Genomic DNA, 25,302 nt, shown 5'->3' with positions numbered 1-25,302 from the left:
CCGTCATTCAAATGCGCTATATTCATCCAACGTGTAGAAAAAAATTGCATGCAACTTGTACAGGGGATACGCTTTGAAAGCCATTTACACCATTGTCAAAACCGCATCCCGTTGGGCTGCTTTCGGTTTGTTGGCTGGCCTTGTGGTCGGATGTGCCGGGAACTCGGCGGTTCTGCGCGCTGCGCCGACTTTTGCGGCGACGCCGGACTACAACTACATCGTTGGACCCGGCGACAACTTGAATATTATTGTCTGGCGCAACCCCGAACTTTCTCTTTCGGTTCCGGTTCGTCCTGACGGAAAAGTGTCAACGCCGCTGGTCGACGAGTTAGTGGCTCAGGGCAAGACGTCCACTGAGATTGCCCGTGAAGTTGAAAAGGCGTTGGGCAAGTTTGTTCGGGACCCCGTTGTAACGGTAATCGTCACAGCCTTTGTCGGCCCCTACAGTGAGCAGATTCGCGTTGTTGGAGAGGCCGCCAAGCCGCAGGCATTGCCTTACAAGCAGAACATGACCTTGCTGGATGTAATGATTGCTGTCGGTGGTTTAACTGACTTCGCTGACGGAAATGGGGCATCCATCACCCGCGCTGCTGAAGGCGACAAGCGCTATTCGGTCAGGATCAAAGATTTGATCAAGCGCGGCGATATTTCTGCCAACGTGGAAATGAAGCCGGGCGACATTCTCATCATCCCGCAAGGCTGGTTCTAATCGCAGTTTTTCTCTGCCGGCCGCAACGCCTAAAACGGGTGTTGAAGAGCCCCACTTTGTGAACCAAAAAGAGACTATTCGATGGATGAGCTAGTCAGTCAGTTGTACACCGTTATCCGGGGCATGTGGAAGCACCGCTGGGCTGGCCTTCTGGTCGCCTGGATTGTGGCCGTTATCGGAACGGTTGTTGTGCTTGTAGTGCCGGACAAATATGAGGCAACGGCCCGTATTTTTGTAGACACCCAGTCTATTCTGAAGCCATTGATGTCCGGGTTGGCAGTGCAGCCAAACGTTGAGCAGCAAGTGGTGATGCTCAGCCGCACGTTGATCAGTCGCCCCAATGTTGAAAAATTGGTGCGGATGGCCGATCTGGATTTGGGGGTCAAGTCCAAGACTGCTCAGGACGCCCTGATTGACGATTTGATGAAGTCGCTTGAAATCAAGAATGTAGGCCGCGACAACCTCTATATATTGTCATACCGGGACACGAGTCCGGATAGAGCCAAGCGTGTAATTCAGTCGCTTGTCTCCATTTTTGTGGAATCCAGTTTGGGTGATACCCGCAAAGATACGGATACTGCCAAGAAGTTTATCGATGAGCAGATTAAGACTTACGAAACCAAACTTGAGGAAGCGGAAACGCGGCTGAAAGAGTTCAAGCTTCGCAATATTGAAGCGCAGGTCGGAGAGGGTAAGGGGATTGTTGACCAGATTGGCTCCGTTGGCGTCCAGTTGAGCCAGGCTCAACTTGAATTGCGGGAAGCGGTCAACGCGCGTGACGCTGCAAAGAAACAGCTGCTCGCAGAAAAAACGGGCGGTGGGAATGTTGCAACGCGTAGTATTCTGCAGGAGTCGGCCATCGTCATTTCCACGCCGGAGCTTGATGGACGTATCGATGCACAAAAGCGCAATCTTGACGGACTGCTGCAGCGTTTTACAGACCAGCATCCCGATGTGGTGAGCGCCCGGAAACTGATTAAAGACCTGGAGGATCAAAAACGTAAGGAAGTTCAAGAGTTACGCAAGCAGGCCATGGCAAATCCGTCGCCATCCTCTGGTAACGATAATCTTGCGATGCAGGAGTTGAGCCGCATGCTGGCGACCGCCGAGGTTCAGGTGGCCTCTTTGAGTGCGAGGGTCAGCGAGTATGAGTCACGCTACGCAAGAGCGCGCGGACTGCTTAAGTCTGCGCCTCAACTTGAGGCTGAGTATTCCCAGTTGAATCGCGACTATGACATCAATAAAAAGAATTACAACGATTTGGTCTCCCGGCGGGAGTCGGCGTCTCTCTCTGGTGACCTCGAGAGCGCGGCAGGCGTGGCGGACTTTCGTTTAATTGATCCGCCCCGCGCATCACCGAAGCCGGTTGCGCCCAATCGGTTGTTATTGCTACCTTTGGCTCTTTTGGCTGCGATAGGTGCGGGCCTCGGTGCAACTTTTGTCATGAGCCAACTCCGAGCGGTGTACCACGATGCACGTTCATTGAGTCTTTCGGTCGGCTTGCCGTCGCTTGGCGTGGTCACAATGGTGATAGATGAAGCAGCAGCGCGTGCCAGGAAGACTGACTTGAAGAAGTTTTTGGCGGCAACAGGAGGGCTTGTTGGCGTCTTTGCCATCGGGATGGCTGTGGTCGCACTTTTATCGGGGCTGGCAGGATGAATCAATATGAGTAGCTTGATTGAGCAAGCGGCGCAACGCCTTGAGCAACTACGCAGCGCGGGGGTTGAAATGCCTCTCGGCGCGCCAGCAGTTTCACGGGTCGAGGTCGCGGGCGTGGCAACTGCAAAGCCTGAAGAAGCGCGACCGGTTGCAGTGTCTCGCAATGTAGAGATCGACCTCGATGCACTGGCTGCGGCGGGAATTGTGACGCCGAATGCACCACGTTCCCAGATCGCGGACCAATTTCGCGTGGTCAAGCGGCCGCTCATCTCCAACGCGATGGGCAAAGGGGCATCGGTCATTGCCAACGGCAACTTGATCATGGTGACCAGCGCCCTGCCCGGGGAGGGTAAGAGCTTTACGGCCATTAACCTTGCTTTGAGCATTGCGACAGAGTTGGACTACACGGTCATGCTGGTAGATGCTGACGTAGCCCGGCCTTCCGTGCTCAGTGTTCTGGGTTTGAAGCCTTCCCGAGGGTTGCTTGATCTCGTTCAGGACGAAACACTCGATCTATCCGATGTGCTCCTGAAAACGAATATTGACAAGCTTACGGTACTGCCAAGTGGCACGCCACATCCACGCGCCACAGAACTGCTCGCCAGTGATGCAATGACGCGGCTTGTTGAAGACATGGGTAAACGTTACTCTGACCGCATCATAATTTTTGACTCTCCTCCTCTGCTGTTAACCACCGAAGCTCGAGTCTTGGCCTCGCACATGGGTCAAATAGTGATGGTGGTTCGGGCGGAACAGACGTTGCAGTCCGATGTTCACCACGCTCTGGCCACGATTGAGGCATGCCCGGTCAAGTTGATGCTTCTGAATCAGGCAAATACATCCTTCAAGGGTGGTTATGGCTATGGTTACGGCTCTGGATATGGGTACGGGTATGAAAAAAACGAACAGCGGGTCTGATCGTGCTTGGGCGGTGGCGTTGGTTGTCGGTTCTTCATGGGTGGGAGCCGCTGCCCAGGCGCAAGAGACTGCTGCTGGGCCCAAGCAACTGTTGACGGTCACCCCGCGGGTATCCGTTACAGAAACCTTGACGGACAACGTTCGCTTAAGCAGCACGGGCGCCCAATCGGAGCAAATCACCGAAGTGAGTCCGGGTATCCGGGTCGATTTGCAAGGTGCACGCGTCAAGGCATATCTGGACTATGCATTGAATCAAATAGTTTATGCCCAGTCGACGGCGCCTGCGCGATCTCAAAATGCGCTCAGCTCGTCCGGAACCGTGGAGGCCATTGACAATTTTGCCTTTATGGATTTCAGCGCTTCCATATCGCAGCAGTCTGTTTCAGCTTTTGGCTTGCAATCGGTAGATAACACCTCCATCAATGCCAATCGGGCTGAGGTTTCAAGCTATCGGATTTCACCGTATATACAAGGTCGTTTGGGCAGCAATGCAAATTACCAAGCCCGGTTCAGTCGGTCGGTTACCAGTTCCAATTCTGCTGTTGCCTCGGGGGTTGGTACGACTGACGGTAGCGGCTCCGTGAGCGGCGCAAGCGCGTTTAAAGATTTGGGATGGACCGCTGATGCAAGTCGACAAATTGTGGACTACAGTAACGGGCGTCCTACAGAAAGTGAACGCGCCAATGTCGGTTTGACCTATGGCATAACTCCCCAGCTGACAGTGAATGCGAGGGTGGGGCGTGAGGCCAATAACTACACCAGCCTCAACAAGGAAAGCTACGCTACGAGTGGCTGGGGCTTCGGCTGGAGGCCTTCAGAGGCGACGCGGCTCTCTGGTTCAGTAGACCAGCGGTCGTTTGGCACGGCCCACAATTTGAGCTTTGAACACCGCACACCACGCACAGCCTGGTCGTTCACTGACTCCAAAGACGTCTCGACCACTCCCATTCAAAGTGGGCAGGCCGTAGTAGGTTCGTTGTACGATTTGTTTTTTAGGCAATTCTCAGCGCAATTGCCACTGGCCGATCCTGTTTTGGTTGCACAACTGGTCAATACCTATTTGCAGATCAATCAATTGGCACCCAACACCATTGTCCCCTTGGGTTTCTTGACATCGGCTGTTTCCCTGCAGCGTCGTCAGGCTTTGTCTTTTGCGCTGTTGGGAGTGCGTAGCACTGTTACGTTCATTGCTTCACAAAGCGAGAGCAGCCGGCTGGATACTGTTTCCACCGGTGCGGACGATTTCAACACCTCCAACGTGGTGCGCCAGCAAGGCCTGAGCGCCAATCTGACGCACCGTCTTACTCCTGACTATTCTCTTGGCGCGCTGCTATCCCAGCAAAACACTTCCGGGTCGACCAGCCTGCAAGAATCGCGGTTGCGCTTGCTTAGCTTGAATGTTACCGGCAAGGTGGGGAAAAATTCAAGCGCAACTGTCGGTGTGCGACGTGTGGAGTCTGATGGTGGCGTGTCTTCCTATGTCGAAAATGCCGTTACAGGCAGTCTTAACGTGCAGTTTTAGCCCATGTATGAAGCTTTTTATGGCTTGAGCGGAAAGCCCTTTCAGCTCAATCCGGATCCTAGCTTTTATTTCGGGAGCAAGCAGCACAAGCGTGCGCGTGCCTACCTCGAATACGGTGTGCAAAGAAACGAAGGTTTCATTGTTATCACTGGAGAGGTCGGCGCGGGAAAGACGACCCTGGTAAGGGGCCTGCTGGCTAGCCTTGATCGCGACAAGGTGCTGGCGGCCAACCTTGTTACCACCCAGCTTGATGCAGAGGATACTTTGCGCCTGGTCGGGGCCGCGTTTGGGGTCCGTGTCAAAGACCTTTCCAAAGCCGATGTACTGCTCTCGCTGGAGGCGTTTTTGGTGAGTCAGGCCAGTCAGGGCAAGCGCTGCCTGCTGATTGTGGACGAAGCTCAAAATCTGACCCCGCGGGCTGTGGAAGAGTTGCGCATGCTGTCCAATTTTCAGTACGGCCAACAAGCGTTGCTGCAAACTTTTCTGGTGGGGCAGCCCGAGTTTCGGGCGATTTTGCAAAGTCCGTCTATGCAGCAGCTCCGCCAACGCGTCACTGCCACTTGCCATTTGGGCCCAATGGACCTTGAAGAAACTCAAGGCTACATTGAGCATCGCCTGCATTGTGTCGGGTCAAACGGGCGCCCTTCTTTCGACAGCGCTGCCTACGAGGCAATCTTCAAGGCTTCCGGCGGAATACCGCGGCGCATCAACCTGATTTGTGATCGATTGTTGCTGCTGGGCTTTTTGGGAAGCAAAGATGCCTTTGGCAGTGGCGACGTCAACGAAGTGGTCAATGAAATACAGGGCGAGTCCGCCGTAGCAGCTACCGCGTCGACTCGCGACAGTGCCCCATGGGAGGACTCGGTTTTCCCCAGCTTGACAGCAGGCGGTGATGTGGATATCGACCTCACCAAGCTGCACTTGGCGCCCGGTGTGGCGGAAAGTATCACCAGTCAGATTCGAGGGCTGGGAGCCGAACAATACGATGGCCGAATGCGCCGCCTCGAGAAAAGTGTGTTGCGTCTGGAACGCATCAACCTCGAAGTGCTTGTCATGTTACAAAAGCTTGTTTCAGCTATTGCCAAGCCGCCGCCGCAGTCCGATCCATGATTACTAACGCGTTGACCATCGACGTGGAAGACTACTTTCAGGTGTCTGCGTTTGCTCCGCACATCGCTCGTTCCGAGTGGAATACGCGTGAGTGTCGGGTGCAGCACAATGTGGAGGTCATTCTGGAGATGCTTGAACGCCACAACACCAAGGCTACTTTTTTTACACTGGGCTGGATTGCAGAACGTTACCCGGGCTTGGTCAGGCAAATTGCGGTGCAAGGACACGAGATTGCCAGCCACGGTTACGGTCATGAACGCGCGAGCGAGCAGACCGAAGAAGCGTTTTTTACCGACATTCAGCTTGCCAAAGTTATCCTGGAAGATATTACTGGGCAAGAGGTCAAAGGCTACCGTGCGCCCAGCTTCTCAATAGGGTCCAACAACCTCTGGGCCTTTGATTGCCTTTTACGCGCCGGGTATCGCTACAGTTCCAGCATTTACCCCATTGCCCATGACCACTATGGCATGCCAGACTCGCCCCGTTTTTCCTACGAAGTGCGTCCGGGCCTGCTAGAGATACCCATCACAACCCTGCGGGCTTTTGGTCGTAACTTTCCATCCAGTGGCGGCGGTTACTTTCGTCTGTTGCCCTATGCACTTTCGCGCTGGATGCTGAATCGCGTGAATACGGGTGACCAGCAATCGGGAATTTTCTATTTTCACCCTTGGGAAATTGACACCGAGCAGCCCCGCATTGAAGGTATAAGCCAAAAAACCCGCTTCCGCCATTACGTCAACATTGACCGTATGGAAGGGCGTTTGAATCAATTGCTGCAAGACTTCAAGTGGGGTCGCATGGATCAAACCTTCTTGGATAAACTGGCCCACGATGTCCGACTTTCCTAGCCTGCAGGGGCTGTCAATTAGACGATTGGATCCCCATGACAGCGTGAATGCTGCGTTATGGGACGCGTTTGTAATGGGTTGCCCGACCGCCACGTTTTTCCACCGTGCTGGCTGGCAGAACATCGTGCGCAATATATACAAGCACGACACTTATTTTCTTTACGCCATGGTTGACGGATGCATCCAGGGCGTGTTGCCCTTGGGGCATATCAACAGTTGGCTTTTTGGCACGTCACTGACGGGGTTGCCGTTTGCTGTGTATGGCGGCGTTGCCGCAATCAATGCGGAGGCGGCGGACGCGCTGGAGCAAGAGGCGCAGCAAATTGCGAAGCGGCTGGATGTTGCACACCTCGAGCTACGCAATGTCAACTCTCGCCACACCGACTGGCCTACGCAGGATCTTTATGTCACCTTCCGTAAAGAAATCCTGGCTGAAGAAGAGGCCAATATGCTGGCCATTCCGCGCAAGCAACGGGCCATGGTGCGCAAGGGTATCAAGAATGGACTTGTGAGCCATATTGATGGGAACGTGAACCGTTTTTTTGCACTTTTCGCAGACAACGTTCACCGCCATGGCACACCAGCTATGCCCAAAAAATACTTCAAGGCACTTCAGGAGGAGTTTGGTGCGGACTGTGAAGTACTGACCATCACCACATCCGATGGTCGCCCCTTGAGTAGCGTATTGAGCTTCTATTTTCGTGACGAAGTCCTCCCCTACTATGCGGGCGACGATGAGGCTGCTCGCGACCTTGCGGCCAATGATTTCAAGTACTGGGAACTCATGCGCCGTGCCTGTTCCCGAGGCCTCAAGGTTTTTGACTATGGGCGCAGCAAGCAGGGCACCGGGCCCTATGCGTTCAAGAAAAATTGGGGCTTCGAGCCCAAGCCGCTGCATTACGAATACTGCCTGTACAAGCGAGACTCCATTCCGCAAAACAACCCCAACAACGCCAAGTACAAACTCATGATCAGCATGTGGCGACGCATGCCCTTGCCCCTAGCCAACTGGCTGGGGCCATTTGTTGTGCGAAATCTGGGCTAGTTGCAGCAATGGGTAATCTGCTTTTCCTGGTGCGTCGACTGATCTGTTTGAACGGGTCGAGCGGGTCGTATTGATCGTCACATCAAATCAGCACAATGCGCCATGAACACCTCCCTTAGTACTCCTTCAAGTCACCAATGGCGGTTCGTCTCCCCTGTGTTTCTGTTGTTTCTGACCTGTCTTGGGTTCCTTTACTTTGACACAGCCAAAGCAATAGTCTTGATCTGGAGCCGATCTGAAACTTTTACTCATGGGTTTGTTGTTCCCCCCATTGTTGTCTGGCTGATTTGGCGACAGCGGCAGGCGCTGAGACATCTCACGCCCAAACCCAGTGCTGTGGGTTTTCTACTGCTAACAGGCGCAGCGTTCGCTTGGTTGTTGGGCGATCTGGCGGCCATTGATGCCGTGATGCAGATAGCCTTTGTCAGCATGGTTGTCCTGCTGGTTCCTGCCTTACTGGGCGTGTCAGTAGCCCGCGCGATTGCTTTCCCGCTGGCGTTCCTGTTCTTCGCCGTTCCTATTGGCGAGTTCGCGATGCCGCAACTGATGGTGTGGACGGCCGATTTCACGGTGCTGGCGCTGCGCCTATCCGGCATACCCGTGTTTCGAGAGGGCTTGCAGTTTGTTATCCCTTCGGGCAACTGGTCAGTTGTAGAAGCGTGTAGCGGTGTGCGCTACCTCATTGCCTCGCTGACCGTGGGTACTTTGTTCGCGTATCTGAACTACCAGTCCACGAGCAGAAGGGTCGTTTTTATCGCAGTCTCCCTGGTTGTTCCGATCGTTGCCAACTGGTTGCGTGCGTATCTGATTGTGCTGTTGGGGCACCTTTCCGGCAACAAGCTCGCCGCGGGGGTAGATCACCTGATTTATGGATGGGTTTTCTTTGGTGTTGTCATCCTGCTGATGTTTATGATCGGTTCTCGCTGGTCTGAACCCGAACCCGAGATCACAGCAGTCAATGCCAAGGTACCCGCGGCGTCGCCTTCCATTTCGCCCATTAAGTATGGTTTGTTAGCAACCCTGCTACTTGTGATCCTGGTCTTACCCCGTGTTGCCCTTCGAGTCATAGACCAGTCGGATAGCACTACCGCCACTCCGCAACTGGCTGTGCCGCAAACTTTGTCGCAGGGTTGGACTGCCTCGGTTGCGCCGGGTTTGGGTTGGCAGCCGGCGTTTCAAAATCCGTCGGCTCAATTCCAGACGGGATACACATTGGGCGATCAGTCCGTCGGGCTGTACCTGGCTTTCTATCACCACCAAGGACCTCACCGCAAACTCGTCAGTTCAGAAAACGCTCTCGCAAAGACGAATGATACCCAGTGGACACCGTTACTCGGCGGCAGCCGCGTAGTGGATCTGCCTGACAGAAGCATCGCAGTGCGGACGGCCGAGTTGCGTAAATCAGCACACTCCGGACAAGTAGTAGACGAGCGCCTCACAGTTTGGCACATCTACTGGATCAACGGCACTCTGACATCCAGCGACATTTTGGCCAAAGCCTACACGGCCCTGAACAGTTTGCTGGGACGGGGTGACGACTCCGCCGTCATTATTGTCTATGCACCCAAGGGGGATGATGGACTGGGCGAGGCGACCTTGGCTGCATTTATGCAGGCCAACACATCAGTCATCGAGGCGCTGTTGCGCAATGCTAAAGTCAAATAGTTGATTCATCGTGGAATAAAGAAAAGCATGAGACCTGTCATTTGCATCGTCGGCGCGCGACCCAATTTTATGAAAATGGCACCTATTCTTCGTGCTATGGCTTTGCACGTGCCGCCCATCCCCATGCTGCTTGTCCACACAGGGCAGCACTACGATCGTGACATGAGCGACCGCCTGTTCGAAGATCTTCGCCTACCCCATCCCGATATAAATCTGGAGGTCGGCTCGGCCACACACGCAGTCCAGACTGCAGAGGTTATGCGTCGCTTCGAGCCAGTGGTCGACACCCATCAGCCCTCCTGTGTTCTGGTTGTGGGTGATGTCAATTCCACCTTGGCTTGCGCGTTGGTGGCTACCAAAAAAGGTATCCCGGTAGCCCATGTTGAATCCGGCCTGCGCAGCAACGATCGGGCCATGCCCGAAGAAATCAACCGCATACTCACGGACCAAATCTCAGACCGCCTGTACATCACCGAGCGCAGCGCGGCCGACAACCTGGCCCGTGAAGGCATAGCCGAAGAGCGCGTCTGTTTCGTTGGTAACGTCATGATCGATTCCTTGCTGGACAGTAAATCCAAGGCGGTTGACGCACACCAAACATTGATCAACCATGCCATGGATCCCGCCATGCTGGATGGCAACAATGGCTACGGGGTGGTTACTTTGCACCGTCCATCCAATGTTGATGATGCACAAACCCTGTCGGACTTATTGGCTGTGCTTGGCGGAGTTGCCGCGCAAGTTTCCTTGGTCTTTGCTTTGCACCCACGCACGCGGGCCAACATCGAGCGCTTTGGCTTGATGAAGCTGATCAATCCCCAGCGGATGGTGCTCTTGCCACCTCAGGGCTATCTTGAAATGCTGGGTTTGATGGCTGGAGCAACCCTGATGCTTACCGATTCGGGCGGCCTGCAGGAAGAAACCACTGCGCTGGGCGTACCGTGCCTCACGCTGCGCGAAAATACCGAGCGCCCCATCACCATTTCGCAGGGCACCAACACGCTGGTGGGTCGTGACAAAAAAGCCATTCTGGATGCGGTTGCCGACATTCTTGGCGGACGGGGGAAAAAAGGCCGCGTGCCCGAACTCTGGGATGGCCATGCCGGTGAACGCATTGCCGCCGACCTGTGGAAATGGCTGTCATGATGGCTCAATCACCGTTTGATCGCCTTCAGGCCCGGCTGCTCGTGGAGCCACATAACTGGCTAATTACCGGTGTGGCGGGTTTCATTGGCAGCAACCTGCTCGAAGCCTTGCTCAAACTGAACCAGACAGTGGTTGGCTTGGACAACTTTGCCACCGGCCATCGCGCCAATCTTGACCAGGTTGAGGCAGCCGTCGCTCCTGAGCAATGGGCTCGCTTCAGCTTCCTAGAGGGGGACATTCGCAACCTTGATGACAGCCGCAAGGCTTGCGCGGGAGCTGAATACGTTCTGCACCAGGCGGCCCTAGGCAGTGTGCCCCGTTCTCTGGATGACCCCATAACCACCAATGCCACCAATATTGGCGGGTTTTTGAACATGCTGGTTGCCGCCCGTGATGCCAAGGTTACCCGCTTTGTGTACGCTGCGTCCAGCTCCACTTATGGCGACCATCCAGGTCTGCCCAAGTTGGAAGATCGCATTGGTAAACCGCTGTCTCCCTATGCGGTAACCAAACTCGTGAACGAGCAATACGCCGATGTATTTGCCCGGGCTTATGGTTTCAAGTGCATTGGACTGCGGTACTTCAATATCTTTGGTCCCCGACAGGACCCCAATGGCGCCTATGCTGCGGTGGTACCTAAATGGGCAGCCGCCATGATTAAAAATGAGCCGGTGTGGATCAACGGTGATGGCGAGACCAGTCGTGATTTTTGTTACATCGCCAATGCCGTTCAGGCCAATTTGCTGGCTGCTACCGTGGAATCAGAAGAGGCCACCAATCAGATCTACAACATTGCGGTGGGTGACCGAACCACTCTCAACGAATTGTTCGAAGCCATGCGTGCAAAGCTGGAGCCGCAGTTTCCGCACCTGAAGGGTTACTGCCCGGTGTATCGGGACTTTCGTGCGGGCGACGTACGGCACTCGTTAGCCGATATTTCCAAGGCGCGCACTCTGTTGGGTTACGAGCCAAGCCACCGCATTCGAGATGGGGTCGTAGAGGCCATGGATTGGTATGTCGAAAGGCTTTTGTCGTAAGGCACAATCGTATTAAATATTTGGATAGGGAGGTCAATGTATGAGCGTAGTTGCTGTTATCGGTCTGGGCTATGTTGGTTTGCCGTTGGTGGTGGAGTTTGGCAAGCAGGTCAAAACCATTGGGTTCGATATCTCTCAGTCCAAGGTCGACTCGTGTCTGCGGGGTGTTGACCCCTCCCGTGAGTTGGCAGACGAGCAGATGTCCGCCGCCACGTTAGCCGTTTACACGTCAGACCCTGCATTGCTGGCTGAAGCCGACATCATCATTGTGGCAGTGCCTACGCCGGTGGATAACGCGCACATTCCTGACTTCAGGCCCCTCATCGGCTCCAGCACCAGCGTCGGCCGCCACATGAAAAAAGGGGTGACTGTGGTGTACGAATCCACTGTGTATCCTGGCGCTACTGAAGAGGTGTGTATCCCGGTGCTTGAGCGCGAATCGGGCCTCAAGTGGAAGCAGGACTTTTATGTCGGCTACTCGCCCGAACGCATCAATCCTGGCGACAAAGAGCACACTCTGACCAAGATTCTTAAGATCGTTTCTGGCGACACCCCGGACACGCTGGAACGTGTGGCGCAGTTGTATGAAAAAATCATCGTGCCAGGCGTGCACCGCGCGTCGAGCATCAAAGCTGCAGAAGCCGCTAAAGTCATTGAAAACACCCAGCGTGATCTCAATATCGCGCTCATGAACGAGTTGGCGATCATTTTTGACAAGCTCGATATCGATACCACTGAAGTTTTGGAAGCCGCCGGTACCAAGTGGAACTTCCTGAAGTTCAAGCCCGGGTTAGTGGGTGGTCACTGCATTGGTGTGGACCCGTACTACTTGACTCACAAAGCCGACATGATTGGGTACCACCCGCAGGTTATTCTGGCCGGTCGGCGCATCAACGACAGCATGGGCAAGTTCATTGCCGAGCAAACCATCAAGCACATGATTGCGTCGGGAAGCTACATCAAGGGAGCCAAGGTCAACGTGCTGGGGCTTACCTTCAAGGAGAATTGTGGCGATCTGCGCAACTCCAAGGTGATTGACATTATTCATGAACTCAATACCTATGGTGTTGAAGTATTTGTGACTGACCCCCAGGCGGAAGCTGACGAGGCCATGCACGAATACGGTGTCAAGCTGCATACTTGGGATGACCTGCCCCGCGCTGACGCTATTGTGGCCGCGGTGGCCCATAACGAGTACGCATTGTTGTCAGTGGAAGACTTTGGCAAGAAGCTGGTCAAGGGTGGGGCGTTCATCGATGTGAAGGCGGCGTTTGATCAGTCTGCCATTACTGGTGCGGGCTACAAGCTCTGGCGCCTGTAGTGCTGCTCATGGTTTTTGGTCTTGACCGCGCCGCCTGACACCCGCCCCGTAGTTGTGCATGTGATGTACCGCTTCGACACCGGTGGCCTGGAAAACGGCGTGGTTAACCTCATCAACAACATGCCTGCTAGCGCCTATCGGCATGTTGTTTTGGCGCTGACCGATGTGACCGATTTCAAACGACGTATCACGCGCCGCGACGTCGAATTCATTGCCTTGCACAAGCCACCTGGGCAGGGCTTCTGGCAGTTTCCGAAGCTGTACAAAATGTTCCGCCAGCTGCGACCGGCCATTGTGCATAGCCGCAATCTCGCTGCACTTGAAGTTCAATTGCCAGCGTGGCTCGCAGGTGTGCCGGTGCGCATTCATGGCGAGCATGGGCGCGATATGGGCGACCTGGATGGCAGCAACGTCACCTATCAGCGCATCCGCCGTTTCTATAAGCCCTTTGTTCAGCACTACTTGGCTCTTTCGCGCGACTTGGCCGACTATCTGGTTTGTAAGGTGCATGTGCCACTGCCACGCATCACCGAGGCGTGCAACGGCGTTGACACTGCCCGTTTCACACCCACAGAGGCCGGTGTTCAGCCGATAGCAGGTTGCCCGTTCAACCCTGTAGAGCATTGGCTGGTGGGCACGGTAGGGCGCATGCAACCCGTTAAGCACCAAACGCTGTTGGCACAGGCTTTTGTATTGGCGTTGCAGTTGGCACCCGCGCTCAAAGCCAGCATGCGCCTGGTGATCGTGGGCGACGGGCCGCTGCGTACCCAGGTACAAACGATTCTGGATGGGGCGGGTGTGGCCGGCTTGGCTTGGTTGCCCGGCGAGCGTCACGACATTCCCGATGTCATGCGTGGGCTCCACTGCTTTGCTTTACCTTCGCTTGCCGAAGGCATTTCCAACACCATTCTAGAAGCAATGGCCACGGCTCTGCCCGTTATCGCTACGCGCGTTGGGGGTAGTGCTGATCTGGTGGTCGATGGTGAAACTGGCTTTATCGTGCCCGCCTCTGATCCTGGTGCTTTGGCACGGTGCCTTGTGCAACTGGCTACCGATCCGGGCGTTGCCAAGCGCATGGGTCTAGCTGGCCGCCAGCGCGTATTGGCGCGCTTTAGTATGCAGGCCATGGTTGCCACTTACCAGCGGGTTTACGACGATCAGCTTCGCCGCGTTGGCGGCCCTCAGCCCAAGGGCTGAAACAGCTTCTTCTATAAAGACACACCATGTGCGGAATCACCGGAATTTTTGACACACGTGGCACGCGCCCCGACATAAGCCGCGCAGTGCTTCAGCGCATGAATGACTCACAGTTGCATCGCGGCCCTGACGAAGGCAGCCTGCATATCGAGCTTGGCGTAGGCCTGGGCCACAGGCGCTTGTCCATCATCGACATCGCGACTGGCCAACAGCCGCTTTTTAACGAAGACGGCTCGGTGGTGGTTGTGTTCAATGGCGAAATCTACAACTACCTGGAACTCATCCCCGAGTTGCAGGAGTTGGGTCATGTGTTTCATACCAAGAGTGATACCGAGGTAATTGTTCACGCGTGGGAGTCGTGGGGCGCAGACTGTGTCAAGCGCTTTCGCGGCATGTTTGCTTTTGCTTTGTGGGACCGCAATGAACAAACCTTCTTCATGGCGCGCGACCGCATGGGCGTCAAGCCCATGTATTACGCGCTGCTGGACGACGGTACTCTGCTGTTTGGCTCCGAACTCAAATCGGTCATGGCGCATGGCGGCCTCAAGCGTGATATTGATCCCCTGGCTGTAGAGGAGTATTTTGCGTTTGGTTATGTGGCCGAGCCGCGCACCATTTTCAAACAAGCTCGCAAGCTATCCCCAGCCCACACACTCACTATTCGGCGTGGCCAACCAATCCCTGAGCCTGTGGCGTATTGGGATGTACGCTTTAGCCTTGACAACCCTATTTCTGAGCTCGATGCGCAAGCCGAGCTGGTTGAGCGTCTGAAGGAATCGGTGCGTCTGCGTATGATTGCAGAAGTTCCGCTGGGGGCATTTCTATCGGGCGGCGTCGACAGCAGCGCAGTCGTGGCCGTCATGGCAGGCTTGTCAAGCGAACCGGTAAACACCTGCTCCATGGCCTTTGACGACCCTGCCTTCAATGAGTCCGAATTTGCGAAGATGGTGGCCGACCGCTACCACACCAACCACCGCGTTGATACCGTCAAGAGCGACGACTTCGATTTGATCGACACTTTGGCCCGCCTTTACGACGAGCCTTATGCCGACAGTTCCGCCATACCAACCTACCGTGTTTGCCAACTCGCGCGCAAGCACGTCACCGTGGCACTCTCCGGAGATGGCGGCGATGAGTCCCTTGGCGGCTACCGCCGCTACCGTATGCATTTGATGGAAGACCGCATGCGCTCCGCTTTACCACTGGGCCTGCGCCGGCCGCTCTTTGGTGTCTTGGGCAAGCTCTACCCCAAGGCAGACTGGGCGCCGCGTATGTTTCGCGCCAAGACCACGTTTGAGGGGTTGGCACGCAGTTCGGTGGAGGCGTATTTCAGCTCGGTGTCCATTCTGCGCGGCCCCATGCGCGAATCCTTGTTCAGCGACCGCTTCAAGACCGAACTGGCCGGCTATAACGCTCAGGAAGTCTTCAACCGCCATGCTGCCAACGCCGGCACAGATGATTCCCTGGCACTGATCCAATACCTCGATTACAAAACCTACTTGGTGGGCGACATCAATACCAAGGTAGACCGCGCCAGCATGGCCCATTCGCTCGAAGTACGCGAGCCGCTAATGGACCATGAGTTGATCGATTGGCTCGCCACCCTGCCCACCAGCCACAAGATCAAAGGGCAGGAAGGCAAATACATCTTCAAGAAATCGATGGAGCCTTACTTGCCCAACGATGTGCTCTATCGGCCCAAGATGGGGTTTTCGGTACCCTTGGCGCGCTGGTTCCGCGGCCCGCTTAAACAGCGCGTACGCGATGCCTTGTTGGGGCCGCGCCTGGCTGCCACCGGTTGGTTCAATCGGAACTATCTTGAGCATCTGATCGACGCCCATAACACTGGTGCGCGTGACTATAGTGCCTCGATCTGGACGCTACTGATGTTTGAGGCTTTTCTGCGCAATGTCATGGAAGCGGGGGAGCCCGCATGACGCGCATACTCCACGTTCTCGATCATTCCATTCCGCTCCACAGCGGTTACACCTTTCGCACCTTGTCCATTTTGCGGGAGCAACGCAAGCTCGGGTGGGAAACATTTCATCTCACCAGCCCCAAGCAAATCAATTGCAGCGTGCCCGAAGAGGAGGTGGATGGCTGGCATTTCTACCGTACACCCAGCCCACCCGGCACAGGCTTGTTGATGCAGATGCGACTGACAGCCAAACGACTGGCCGAGGTTGTGCGTGTCACCAAGCCAGACCTGATTCACGCCCATTCACCGGTTCTCAATGCTTTTCCCAGCTTGTGGGTGGGGCGCCAGCAGCGTCTGCCCGTGGTGTATGAGATGCGTGCCTCCTGGGAGGACGCAGCGGTGGATCACGGCACGACCACCGAAGGCAGCCTGCGCTACCGCACCTCGCGCGCGCTGGAATCGTTTGCACTGGCCCGCGCCGACCAGATTACTACGATTTGTGAAGGGTTGCGGGGCGATATCGCAGCGCGTGGGATTGCGTCAGACCGTATCACCGTGATTCCCAATGCAGTCGATGCCTCGGTGTTCAAGTTCGGCGTTGAACCTGATGCGCAGCTGCGTCACACACTGGGCCTGGACGGCGCCATGGTGCTGGGTTTTGCCGGATCCTTCTATGGTTACGAGGGGTTGGACTTGTTGCTGGAGGCGGCACGCCGCATGCTTCCGCGGCATCCCAATCTGCGCGTGCTGATGGTCGGCGGTGGCCCGCAGGATGCCGCGCTGCGCGCCAAGGTCGCGGCTGATGGCATGCAAGATCGCGTCATCTTTACCGGCCGTGTGCCACACCATCAGGTACAACGCTACTACGAGCTTATTGACGTGTTGGCCTATCCCCGCTTGCCGATCCGGCTGACCGAGTTGGTCACGCCGCTGAAGCCACTTGAAGCCATGGCCCAGGGCCGCATGTTCGTTGCCTCCGATGTGGGTGGTCATCGTGAGTTGGTGCGCCATGGCGAAACGGGTTTTCTGTTCAAGGCGGGCGACGTTTCGGCGCTCGAGACGGCGTTGGAAGACGTACTGGGTCAGCGCGAGCGCTGGCCGGAAATACGTCTGCAAGCGCGCCGTTTTGTGGAAGTCGAGCGTACCTGGACGTCCAGTGTGGCCCGCTACAGCGGGGTGTACGAGCGGGCGTTGGCCCGCTATCAGCCCCAAACAATCCGAGCCTGAGGTACATCCATCGTGTGTGGTATTCATGGTATTTACAGGTTGGACGGTCAGGCAGTTGAGCCCAGCCTACTGTCCGCCATGGGGAACGTTACCCGGCACCGGGGGCCGGACGACGAGGGCATGCATATCGACGGTGCCTGCGGCATCGCCATGCGTCGCCTGTCCATCATTGATCTCGCGGGCGGCCATCAACCCTTGTCTAACCACGATGGCAGCCTCTGGCTGGTCTGCAATGGCGAGATCTACAACTACCGCGAATTGCGCGTCGAATTGCAGGCGAAGGGCTACCACTTCAAGACGGGTTCTGACAGCGAGGTGTTGCTTCATCTCTACGATGCCGAAGGCGATGAGTTTGTGCACCGCCTCAATGGCATGTTCGACTTCGCCTTGTGGGACGCACGCCGTCGCCGCCTTCTCATTGGCCGAGATCGCATTGGCGTCAAGCCGCTTTACGTGCTGCAAGACGGCCAGCGTCTGGCCTTTGCAACCGAGGCCAAGGCGCTGCTGGCGCTCCCGGGCGTAAAGCCTGTACTTGATCACAGCGTTGTCGCCAGTTACCTGCATCTGGGGTACGTGGCCGCTCCCGGCTGTATCTTCAAAGGTATCCGCAAACTACCGCCCGCCACGCTGCTTGCCGTAGAAGATGGCAACGTTCGCGAGTGGCGCTACTGGCGCCTCCCCTCGCGCATTGAGCATGGCTGGTCCGAGCAGCAATGGGTGGAGGGGGTACGTGCCCAGTTAGAAGAGTCGGTGCGCATGCAAATGGTCAGCGATGTGCCGATTGGTGCGTTTCTCTCTGGTGGCGTCGACTCAAGCGCCGTGGTGGGCTACATGGCCCGGCATTCGCAGCAGCCCATTCGCACCTATTCCATTGGCTTTGAGGGCGGCGAGGCCGAGGCTCTGTACAACGAGTTACCCTATGCGCGCCAGGTGGCCCAGCTCTTTGGTACCCAGCATCGTGAGATTGTCGTCAAGCCCGATGTGGTCGGCTTGTTGCCGCAACTGCTCTGGCACATGGACGAGCCGCTGGCCGACACCGCCTTTATCACCACCTACTTGGTGTCGCAGTTTGCACGGCAGGACGTGAAGGTCATCCTCTCTGGTGTGGGGGGCGATGAGCTGTTTGGTGGCTACCGCCGCTATCTGGGCGGCCACTATGCCAAGCGGTTCAATACGCTGCCAACCTGGCTGAGAAGTATGGTCTCTGCAGCCGCACAACGTCTGCCTGCTGACCGGCATTCAGGCCTGTTGAATACCTTGCGCCTGGCCAAGGGCTTTGTTGCCAGTGCCAGTATGAACCCGGATGACCGCTATCGCAGCTATCTGCAGGTGCTGGGGCTTGACATAGTTTCGCAACTGATGCTGAAGTCAGTGGCACCAGACCAAGATCCATTGGCTACCGCGTTTGCCAGCGCAGGCAATCAAGACGAACTCAACCGCATGTTTGCGGTGGATGCCGAGACGCAGTTGCCTGATGACCTGCTCATGCTGACAGACAAGATGAGCATGGCGGTATCGCTGGAATGCCGCGTGCCCTTGTTGGACCACAATCTGGTGGAGCTTGCCGCCGCCATGCCCAGTGCCATCAAGGTCAAAGGGGGTCGCCTCAAACACATATTGAAGCAGTCGTTGGGCGACATGCTGCCCGACGACATCCTGAACCGCAAAAAACGCGGCTTCGGCACCCCCATGGGCGCCTGGCTCAAGCGTGAGTTGGCCCCTCTGCTGCGCCAACTGCTGGCGCCTGAAGTGGTGCGTGCAAGAGGCTTGTTCCGGCCAGAGGTGGTGACCACCCTCATGGCCGACCACGAGTCCAACCGCATCGATGGTACCGATGCCCTGCTGGCCCTGATGAACCTGGAAATCTGGAGTCGCGTCTACCTCGACGGGCGCGAGCCTGGCGATGTAGCCCTTGAGTTGAAGACCTACATCGCATGAATATTCTCTACCTGTGCCACCGCTTTCCCTTTCCGCCCAAGCGCGGGGGCAAGATCCGGCCGTTTAATATGATCCGCCACCTCACGGACCATGGCCACAACGTGACGGTCTGTTCCCTGGCCCGCTCTGCGGCCGAGGCGGCTGAAGGGCAGGGCATCTCACCCTATTGCGCCGCCTTTCATATGGGGCATGTACACGGGCCCATTCAGGCCTTGCGTATGGTCGTGCGCATGCCCGTGCGGACGCCCTCGTCCATGGGGTTTTTCTACGCCCCAGACCTGAAGGCGCGCGTTCAACAACTATTGGACAGCCAATCATGGGACCTGATCTTTGTGCACTGCTCGTCCGTTGCCCAGTATGTTGAGCATGTGACCAATGTTCCGAAAATTCTGGATTTTGGCGACATGGACTCCCAAAAGTGGCTGGAATATGCCAACTACAAGCCGTTTCCGTTGTCGCTGGGCTATCGTTTTGAGGGCTACAAGATGCTGGCCGCCGAGAAGCGCCTTGCCAGGCGTTTTGACCTGTGCACAGCCACCACGCGTGCCGAATGGGAAACGCTCAATGCCTATGGCACGGGTGCCGACACCGACTGGTTTCCGAATGGCGTCGACGCCGACTTCTTCAGCCCTGGCACCGAGGGCTACGACGCAGACACCATCAGCTTTATTGGTCGCATGGACTACTACCCCAACCAGGAGTGCATGTCACGCTTTTGCGAGCAGGTCTGGCCCCTCATCAAGGCGCGCCGCGCCGAAATGAAGCTGCTGATCGTCGGGGCTGACCCGTCGCCCGCCATGCGAAGGCTCGGCGAGTTGCCCGGCGTCACCGTGACTGGCTCGGTACCCGACGTGCGCCCGTTCATTCGAAAGTCGGCCCTGATGGTGGCGCCGCTTAATATTGCGCGTGGCACACAAAACAAGATTCTGGAAGCCATGGCCATGGGCGTGCCTGTGGTTACCAGCACCATCGCGGCCGGTGGCGTGGATGCGCAGGCAGAAAGTCATTTTCTGGTGGGTGATACAGCGAAGGAATACGCTCAAGCCATCTTTCGGATTACCGAAGACCCGCAAGAGCGCGAGCGGCTCGCCCAAGCTGGGCGGGCGCGCATGCTTAGCCACCACGCATGGCCGCGCTCCATGGATCGCCTGGACGGCATCATTGCCCGGGCGGTGAAAAACTTTGATAATAAAAAAAGAGGTGTTGCATGAAGATCAGTATTTTTGGCTTGGGCTATGTCGGCGCCGTTTCGCTGGCCTGTTTGTCGCGCGATGGGCATGAGGTGATTGGTGTCGACATCGAACCCGCCAAGCTGGAGTTAATCAAGGCCGGCAAAACGCCGGTGGTGGAAGAAGGCATGGTCGAGCTGATGGCACAGGTTGCCGCCAGTGGCCGTGTCACCGTGACCAGTGATGCCCAGCAGGCCGTGCAAGACAGCGAAATTTCGCTTATCTGCGTGGGCACGCCGTCTGCCGCCAATGGCAGCCAAGACCAGGGCGCCATCCTGCGCCTCGCAGCCGAAATTGGCCAAGCCATCGGCCAAAAGCAAGCTCCGCATGTGGTGGTGTTCCGCTCTACCCTGGTGCCGGGCTCCGTGGAAGACGTGTTACGCCCCATTATTGAGGAGGCATCTGGCAAGATAGATGGTGAGGGTTTTTTTCTGTGCTTTCAGCCCGAGTTTTTGCGTGAAGGCTCGTCCATACGCGACTACGACAAGCCACCATTCACGGTGATAGGGGCCAACCACGCCTATCCGGTGGAGCGGCTACAAGCCCTGTTCGGCCATTTGCCCTGCAAGTTCCTGCCCACCTCGGTGCGTTCGGCGGAGATGATGAAATACAGCTGTAATAATTTTCATGCGCTCAAAATTACTTTCGCCAACGAGACCGCCCGCCTGTGCGATGCATTGGGCGTCGATCCTTTCGAGGTGATGGACCTGATGTGCCAGGACACCCAGCTCAACATCTCCAAGGCGTACCTCAAGCCCGGTTTTGCCTTTGGCGGTTCCTGTTTGCCCAAAGATTTACGTGCCACAACCTATCTGGCCAAGACCCACGATCTGGAGCTGCCCATGCTGGCGGGCATTCTATCGTCCAACCGTCAGCATCTGGATCTGGCGTTGAGCAAACTGCTAGCCAGAGGCAAGCGCAAAATTGGCTTCATTGGACTGTCTTTCAAAACGGGTACTGACGACTTGCGGGAAAGTCCGTTGGTAACTCTGGCTGAGCAGTTAATCGGCAAGGGCGTGCAGCTGTCTATCTACGACCCCGAGGTCCACCTGGCCAGCCTGCTGGGCGCCAACCGCAGCTTTGTTGAAAAGCACCTTCCACACATTGGTCAAATGCTTAAAGCAGATCTGTCTGAAGTGATTGCTGGTTCTGAACTGCTGGTTATGGGTTTGTCGGGCGCCGATGTCGCCAAGCAAGTTGCCGAACTGGCGCGACCGGACCAGTACCTCCTGGACCTGGTCAACCTACCGAATGTTGCTGACTTCAAATCCGAGGTCGAAGGACTCTGCTGGTGACCACCGACAAGGCCGCTGACCCACAAAAGCGATGGCGCAGGGGGCTCTGGTTGAGCCTCGCGCTGGTGATGTTGGCAGCCTTGTCGCTCGCGCCCTATATGACAAGTTCGACCGAGTTGGTGCGCATGCGCAATGCCTTGCTACTCGATGATCGGTTCGACGCGGCGCAAGATTGGGCTCCGCCCAGTTTCCCGCCAGAGTTCAAGCTAGACCGTGCTGACCCCTACCCGGAGTTTGTAACTGCAGTCGAGCAAATGGGTTTGGCATCGATGCCCAACGATTGGGACCGCGTTCTTGCCATCAGTAAGCACTTGCTGGGCGGTGTTCCGGTCCCGACGGGTGGCGCTATCCAGTCCGATTTGCTGGACACCTACCGGCGCATCACTAAGCACGGTGAAGGCTATTGCGGCGATTTTGTGGATGTGTTCATTGGCCTTGCGAATGTTGCAGGCATAACCACCCGGCCCTGGGCCTTTTCTTTTGACGGCTTTGGCGGCCATGGCCACATCTGGGTCGAGATCTGGAACCGGCAAGTACAAGCATGGCAATTGGTGGACATCTTTATTAACAATTACTTTGTCCTGGAGGATGGCAGGCCTTTGTCCGCGTTTGAATTTCGCCGCGCTTTGCTGGGGCAGTCCAAGGACTTGCGGATGCGGCCCTTGTATGAAGGGGCGGAGGCGCGTCGCTTCGCCATTGAGGCAAAGGCTTGGGACTATTATCGCCGGGGGCTGTCGGAATGGTACCGATGGCGCGGCACCAATGTTTTTGCTTACGACCGGACTTGGTTAGTGCATGAGCCGGGCAAAGTGTCGCGTTCATTGGAGCAGTTGGGTGGGATCGTGGCAGGCGTAATGCCCAGGATGGTGATTTTGTCGAGTTCAGAGAATCGTGCTGCTCACGAGTCTTTGCGGCGCCTGCGCTGGCAATTGTTTGTGGTTTTGGTAACAGTGCCCTTGGGCGTATTGAGTGCATTGGTGTGCTGGGTGCAGTTGCGTCGTCGCAAAAGTGGGCTCAAGCAGTTGCATGGCTGAGCTACCGCAGAAGCTCGACCTGAGTCAGTTCGGCAAGCTTGTTGTTGTGGGGCCACTGCCACCACCTGCTGGAGGCATGGCGAACCAAACCCGTCAGTTGACGGAGTTGTTGCGCGCTGCACAGGCCAATGTCGCCCTGGTCCAAACCAATGCACCTTATCGCCCCGAATGGGTTGGGCGGATCCCCGCTGTGCGTGCAGTGTTCAGGCTAGTGCCTTATTTGTGGTCACTCTGGCGCACCCTGGGTCAAACCCAAGTCATGCATCTCATGGCGAATTCAGGCTGGGCTTGGCACCTCTTTGCCGTACCTGCCATCTGGATGGCCCGGTTTCGGAGTGTGCCGGTGGTAGTGAACTATCGCGGTGGTGAGGCCGAGCAATTCCTGTCCCGTTCACAAGGTCTGGTGCGATTTTCCATGCGCCGCGTTGCCTGGCTTATCGTTCCGTCTGCATTTTTGCAGGAGGTGTTTGCACACCATGGCATGCCTGCGGCTATCGTGCCGAATATCATCAACCTGGCACGGTTTCATCCCCGCAGTGCCAGATGCACTGGTTCCGCCCACCTGGTGGTGGCCCGCAATCTGGAGCCGCTTTACGACAATGCGACGGCCGTGCGGGCCTTCGAAATCGTGCTGTCGCAATATCCGAGCGCGCAGCTAACCATTGCTGGCAGTGGCCCGCATGCTAACTATCTCAAGCAATTGGTAGAGGAATTGGGTCTGGCCCATGTCGTGCGGTTTGCCGGTCGTCTTGATCGCGATGCCATGGCGGCACTCTACCGCTCCGCAGACATTGTGCTCAATCCCAGCCTTGCCGACAACATGCCCAACTCGGTTCTGGAGTCCTTAGCCAGTGGCGTACCCGTCGTCACTACCAACGTGGGTGGCGTGCCCTATATCGTTCAAGATGGTGTTACCGCGCTGCTGGTGCCACCCGCCGACCCACAGGCCATGGCGGCAGCCTGTCTGAAAATCCTGCAAAGTGATGATCTGTGGCGCCAGTTGTCGGACGCTGGTTTGGCTGAAGTGCAGCGCTACACTTGGGCGCGCGTAGCGCCTCTGCTCGCAAACGTTTACCGCCAGGCCATCACCGGCGCCCAGCCAACATCTATCGGCACGCCATGAGTCTATACACTGAATTCGTCTCTTCGCTGTTGTTTCCGTTGCATGAGCGTCTCAAGGGGCACGACAGCGTTGAAGTGCGCCGACAAATGGAGCAGGCGCAGTGGTTGCCCGGTGACCAGGGTGCCGCGCTCCAATCCGCGCGCCTGCGTGAGTTGCTGGTTGATGTGGGCACACATGTCCCTTACTATCGAGAGCTGTTTCAGTCCACCGGCTTCGATCCAAGCGCGGTGACCAGTGTGGCCGACCTGCAGCGCCTGCCGTTTCTCACCAAGTCCGTCATTCGCGCCAATACCGAAGCCCTCAAGCATGCGCGGGCCCAAAACCTTGCTCGCTACAACACTGGCGGCTCATCCGGTGAGCCGCTCATCTTCTTCATCGGAAAGAAGCGCGTCAGTCACGACGTGGCGGCCAAGTGGCGTGCCACCAGATGGTGGGGTGTCGACATAGGCGACCCAGAGGTCGTCGTCTGGGGTTCACCCATCGAATTGGGCAAGCAAGACCACATCAAAGCCTGGCGCGACAAGTTGCTGCGAACGCAGCTTCTACCTGCGTTCGAGATGTCAGAGGCCAAGCTCGATCAATTCATTGCCACCATTCGTTCGGTGCGCCCCAAAATGCTGTTTGGCTACCCCTCTGCGTTAAGCCACATTGCCCGCCATGCGCAAAAGCGCGGTGTGGCGTTGAATGGCCTTGGGCTAAAGGTGGCGTTCGTGACTTCTGAGCGGCTGTACGATGATCAGCGCGCCATCATCACTCAGGTGTTCGGGTGCCCGGTGGCCAATGGCTACGGCGGGCGAGATGCAGGGTTTATTGCTCACGAGTGCCCAGCAGGCGGTATGCACATAACCGCTGATGACTTGATTGTCGAAATCATTAATGATGCGGGTGAAGTGCAGCTCCCCGGGGTGGCCGGCGAGATTGTTGTCACTCACCTGGGTACCAACGACTTTCCCTTCATCCGATACCGCACCGGTGACATTGGGATTCTTGATACGAGTGTGTGTGCGTGTGGTCGTGGCTTGCCCTTGCTCAAGGAGATTCAGGGCAGAACCACCGACTTTGTGGTGGCGGCCGACGGCACCGTGATGCACGGCCTCTCGCTCGTTTATATTCTGCGCGACCTGCCGGGTATGCAGTCTTTCAAAGTTGTGCAGGAAAGTCTTGAGCTCACGCGCGTGCTGTTAGTGGCTGATGCATCTTTTAGCCCAGCATCTGCTCAGCTGATTGTGGATGGCTTCAAGAAGCGGCTAGGCGCAGCGGTTCAAATCGAGGTTAAGCAAGTGGACAGCATTCCGGCAGAGAAGTCTGGCAAATTCCGTTACATCATCAGTCATGTGGCTGGCTCAAACCGAGGCTGATTC

The 25,302-nt window shown here is 56.5% G+C and carries 20 protein-coding genes; all 20 read left to right on the top strand.

Annotated elements, in window-relative coordinates:
• The first annotated feature begins 82 nt into the window (after nt 1-82).
• The 20 genes from AC097W_RS05550 to AC097W_RS05455 all read left to right on the top strand — a co-directional run bounded on the left by AC097W_RS05550 (nt 83) and on the right by AC097W_RS05455 (nt 25,299).
• Nucleotides 83-709: an XrtA/PEP-CTERM system exopolysaccharide export protein gene (locus AC097W_RS05550; protein WP_479602062.1), complete on the top strand. Its 627-nt coding sequence runs from the start codon at nt 83-85 to the stop codon at nt 707-709.
• A gap of 81 nt (nt 710-790) precedes the next feature.
• On the top strand, nt 791-2,368 hold the full coding sequence (locus AC097W_RS05545) for an XrtA system polysaccharide chain length determinant (RefSeq protein WP_479601401.1): 1,578 nt from the start codon (nt 791-793) through the stop codon (nt 2,366-2,368).
• A 6-nt stretch (nt 2,369-2,374) separates the two neighbouring features.
• Nucleotides 2,375-3,286 carry an XrtA-associated tyrosine autokinase gene (locus tag AC097W_RS05540; protein ID WP_479601399.1) on the top strand — a complete coding sequence of 304 codons (912 nt, stop codon included), beginning with the start codon at nt 2,375-2,377 and terminating at the stop codon, nt 3,284-3,286.
• The gene (locus AC097W_RS05535) at nt 3,261-4,808 is read left to right on the top strand and encodes a TIGR03016 family PEP-CTERM system-associated outer membrane protein (protein WP_479601397.1); all 1,548 of its coding nucleotides are present in this window, start codon (nt 3,261-3,263) and stop codon (nt 4,806-4,808) included. The genes AC097W_RS05540 and AC097W_RS05535 overlap by 26 nt, the downstream gene beginning before the upstream one ends.
• A 3-nt stretch (nt 4,809-4,811) precedes the next feature.
• Nucleotides 4,812-5,918 carry an XrtA/PEP-CTERM system-associated ATPase gene (locus AC097W_RS05530; RefSeq protein WP_479601394.1) on the top strand — a complete coding sequence of 369 codons (1,107 nt, stop codon included), beginning with the start codon at nt 4,812-4,814 and terminating at the stop codon, nt 5,916-5,918.
• A complete protein-coding gene (locus AC097W_RS05525; protein WP_479601392.1) occupies nt 5,915-6,766 on the top strand; it encodes an XrtA system polysaccharide deacetylase in 852 nt (283 codons plus the stop codon). The genes AC097W_RS05530 and AC097W_RS05525 overlap by 4 nt, the downstream gene beginning before the upstream one ends.
• The gene (locus tag AC097W_RS05520) at nt 6,750-7,811 is read left to right on the top strand and encodes a FemAB family XrtA/PEP-CTERM system-associated protein (protein ID WP_479601390.1); all 1,062 of its coding nucleotides are present in this window, start codon (nt 6,750-6,752) and stop codon (nt 7,809-7,811) included. The genes AC097W_RS05525 and AC097W_RS05520 overlap by 17 nt, the downstream gene beginning before the upstream one ends.
• A gap of 102 nt (nt 7,812-7,913) precedes the next feature.
• On the top strand, nt 7,914-9,476 hold the full coding sequence (gene xrtA / locus AC097W_RS05515; protein WP_479601388.1) for an exosortase A: 1,563 nt from the start codon (nt 7,914-7,916) through the stop codon (nt 9,474-9,476).
• 27 nt (nt 9,477-9,503) lie between these two features.
• A complete protein-coding gene (gene wecB / locus AC097W_RS05510) occupies nt 9,504-10,622 on the top strand; it encodes a non-hydrolyzing UDP-N-acetylglucosamine 2-epimerase (protein ID WP_479601386.1) in 1,119 nt (372 codons plus the stop codon).
• Nucleotides 10,622-11,659, top strand: coding sequence for an NAD-dependent epimerase/dehydratase family protein (locus AC097W_RS05505; RefSeq protein ID WP_479602061.1), 1,038 nt, complete (start codon nt 10,622-10,624; stop codon nt 11,657-11,659). The genes wecB and AC097W_RS05505 overlap by 1 nt, the downstream gene beginning before the upstream one ends.
• 40 nt (nt 11,660-11,699) lie before the next feature.
• Nucleotides 11,700-12,980, top strand: a complete 1,281-nt coding sequence (locus AC097W_RS05500; protein WP_479601384.1) for a nucleotide sugar dehydrogenase — start codon at nt 11,700-11,702, stop codon at nt 12,978-12,980.
• A 21-nt stretch (nt 12,981-13,001) separates the two neighbouring features.
• Nucleotides 13,002-14,177 (top strand): TIGR03088 family PEP-CTERM/XrtA system glycosyltransferase, encoded by a 1,176-nt coding sequence (locus AC097W_RS05495; protein WP_479601381.1) that lies wholly within the window; start codon nt 13,002-13,004, stop codon nt 14,175-14,177.
• Nucleotides 14,178-14,203: 26 nt separating this feature from the next.
• On the top strand, nt 14,204-16,114 hold the full coding sequence (locus tag AC097W_RS05490) for an XrtA/PEP-CTERM system amidotransferase (protein WP_479601379.1): 1,911 nt from the start codon (nt 14,204-14,206) through the stop codon (nt 16,112-16,114).
• On the top strand, nt 16,111-17,322 hold the full coding sequence (locus AC097W_RS05485) for a TIGR04063 family PEP-CTERM/XrtA system glycosyltransferase (protein ID WP_479601377.1): 1,212 nt from the start codon (nt 16,111-16,113) through the stop codon (nt 17,320-17,322). The genes AC097W_RS05490 and AC097W_RS05485 overlap by 4 nt, the downstream gene beginning before the upstream one ends.
• Nucleotides 17,323-17,334: 12 nt before the next feature.
• The gene (asnB, locus tag AC097W_RS05480) at nt 17,335-19,260 is read left to right on the top strand and encodes an asparagine synthase (glutamine-hydrolyzing) (protein WP_479601375.1); all 1,926 of its coding nucleotides are present in this window, start codon (nt 17,335-17,337) and stop codon (nt 19,258-19,260) included.
• On the top strand, nt 19,257-20,471 hold the full coding sequence (locus AC097W_RS05475; protein WP_479601373.1) for a TIGR03087 family PEP-CTERM/XrtA system glycosyltransferase: 1,215 nt from the start codon (nt 19,257-19,259) through the stop codon (nt 20,469-20,471). The genes asnB and AC097W_RS05475 overlap by 4 nt, the downstream gene beginning before the upstream one ends.
• Entirely contained in the window at nt 20,468-21,784 is a 1,317-nt protein-coding gene (locus tag AC097W_RS05470) for a nucleotide sugar dehydrogenase (RefSeq protein ID WP_479601371.1), read from the top strand. Before AC097W_RS05475 ends, AC097W_RS05470 begins: the two co-directional genes overlap by 4 nt.
• Nucleotides 21,781-22,818: a transglutaminase domain-containing protein gene (locus tag AC097W_RS05465; RefSeq protein ID WP_479601368.1), complete on the top strand. Its 1,038-nt coding sequence runs from the start codon at nt 21,781-21,783 to the stop codon at nt 22,816-22,818. Before AC097W_RS05470 ends, AC097W_RS05465 begins: the two co-directional genes overlap by 4 nt.
• Nucleotides 22,811-23,941, top strand: a complete 1,131-nt coding sequence (locus tag AC097W_RS05460; protein WP_479601365.1) for a glycosyltransferase family 4 protein — start codon at nt 22,811-22,813, stop codon at nt 23,939-23,941. The genes AC097W_RS05465 and AC097W_RS05460 overlap by 8 nt, the downstream gene beginning before the upstream one ends.
• Entirely contained in the window at nt 23,938-25,299 is a 1,362-nt protein-coding gene (locus AC097W_RS05455) for a phenylacetate--CoA ligase family protein (protein ID WP_479601363.1), read from the top strand. The genes AC097W_RS05460 and AC097W_RS05455 overlap by 4 nt, the downstream gene beginning before the upstream one ends.
• Nucleotides 25,300-25,302: the final 3 nt, after the last annotated feature.

The organism is Rhodoferax sp. GT1R46 (genome assembly GCF_056521285.1).
Note: the sequence above shows the minus strand (reverse complement) of the source record. Positions and strands in the feature narration are given on the sequence as shown.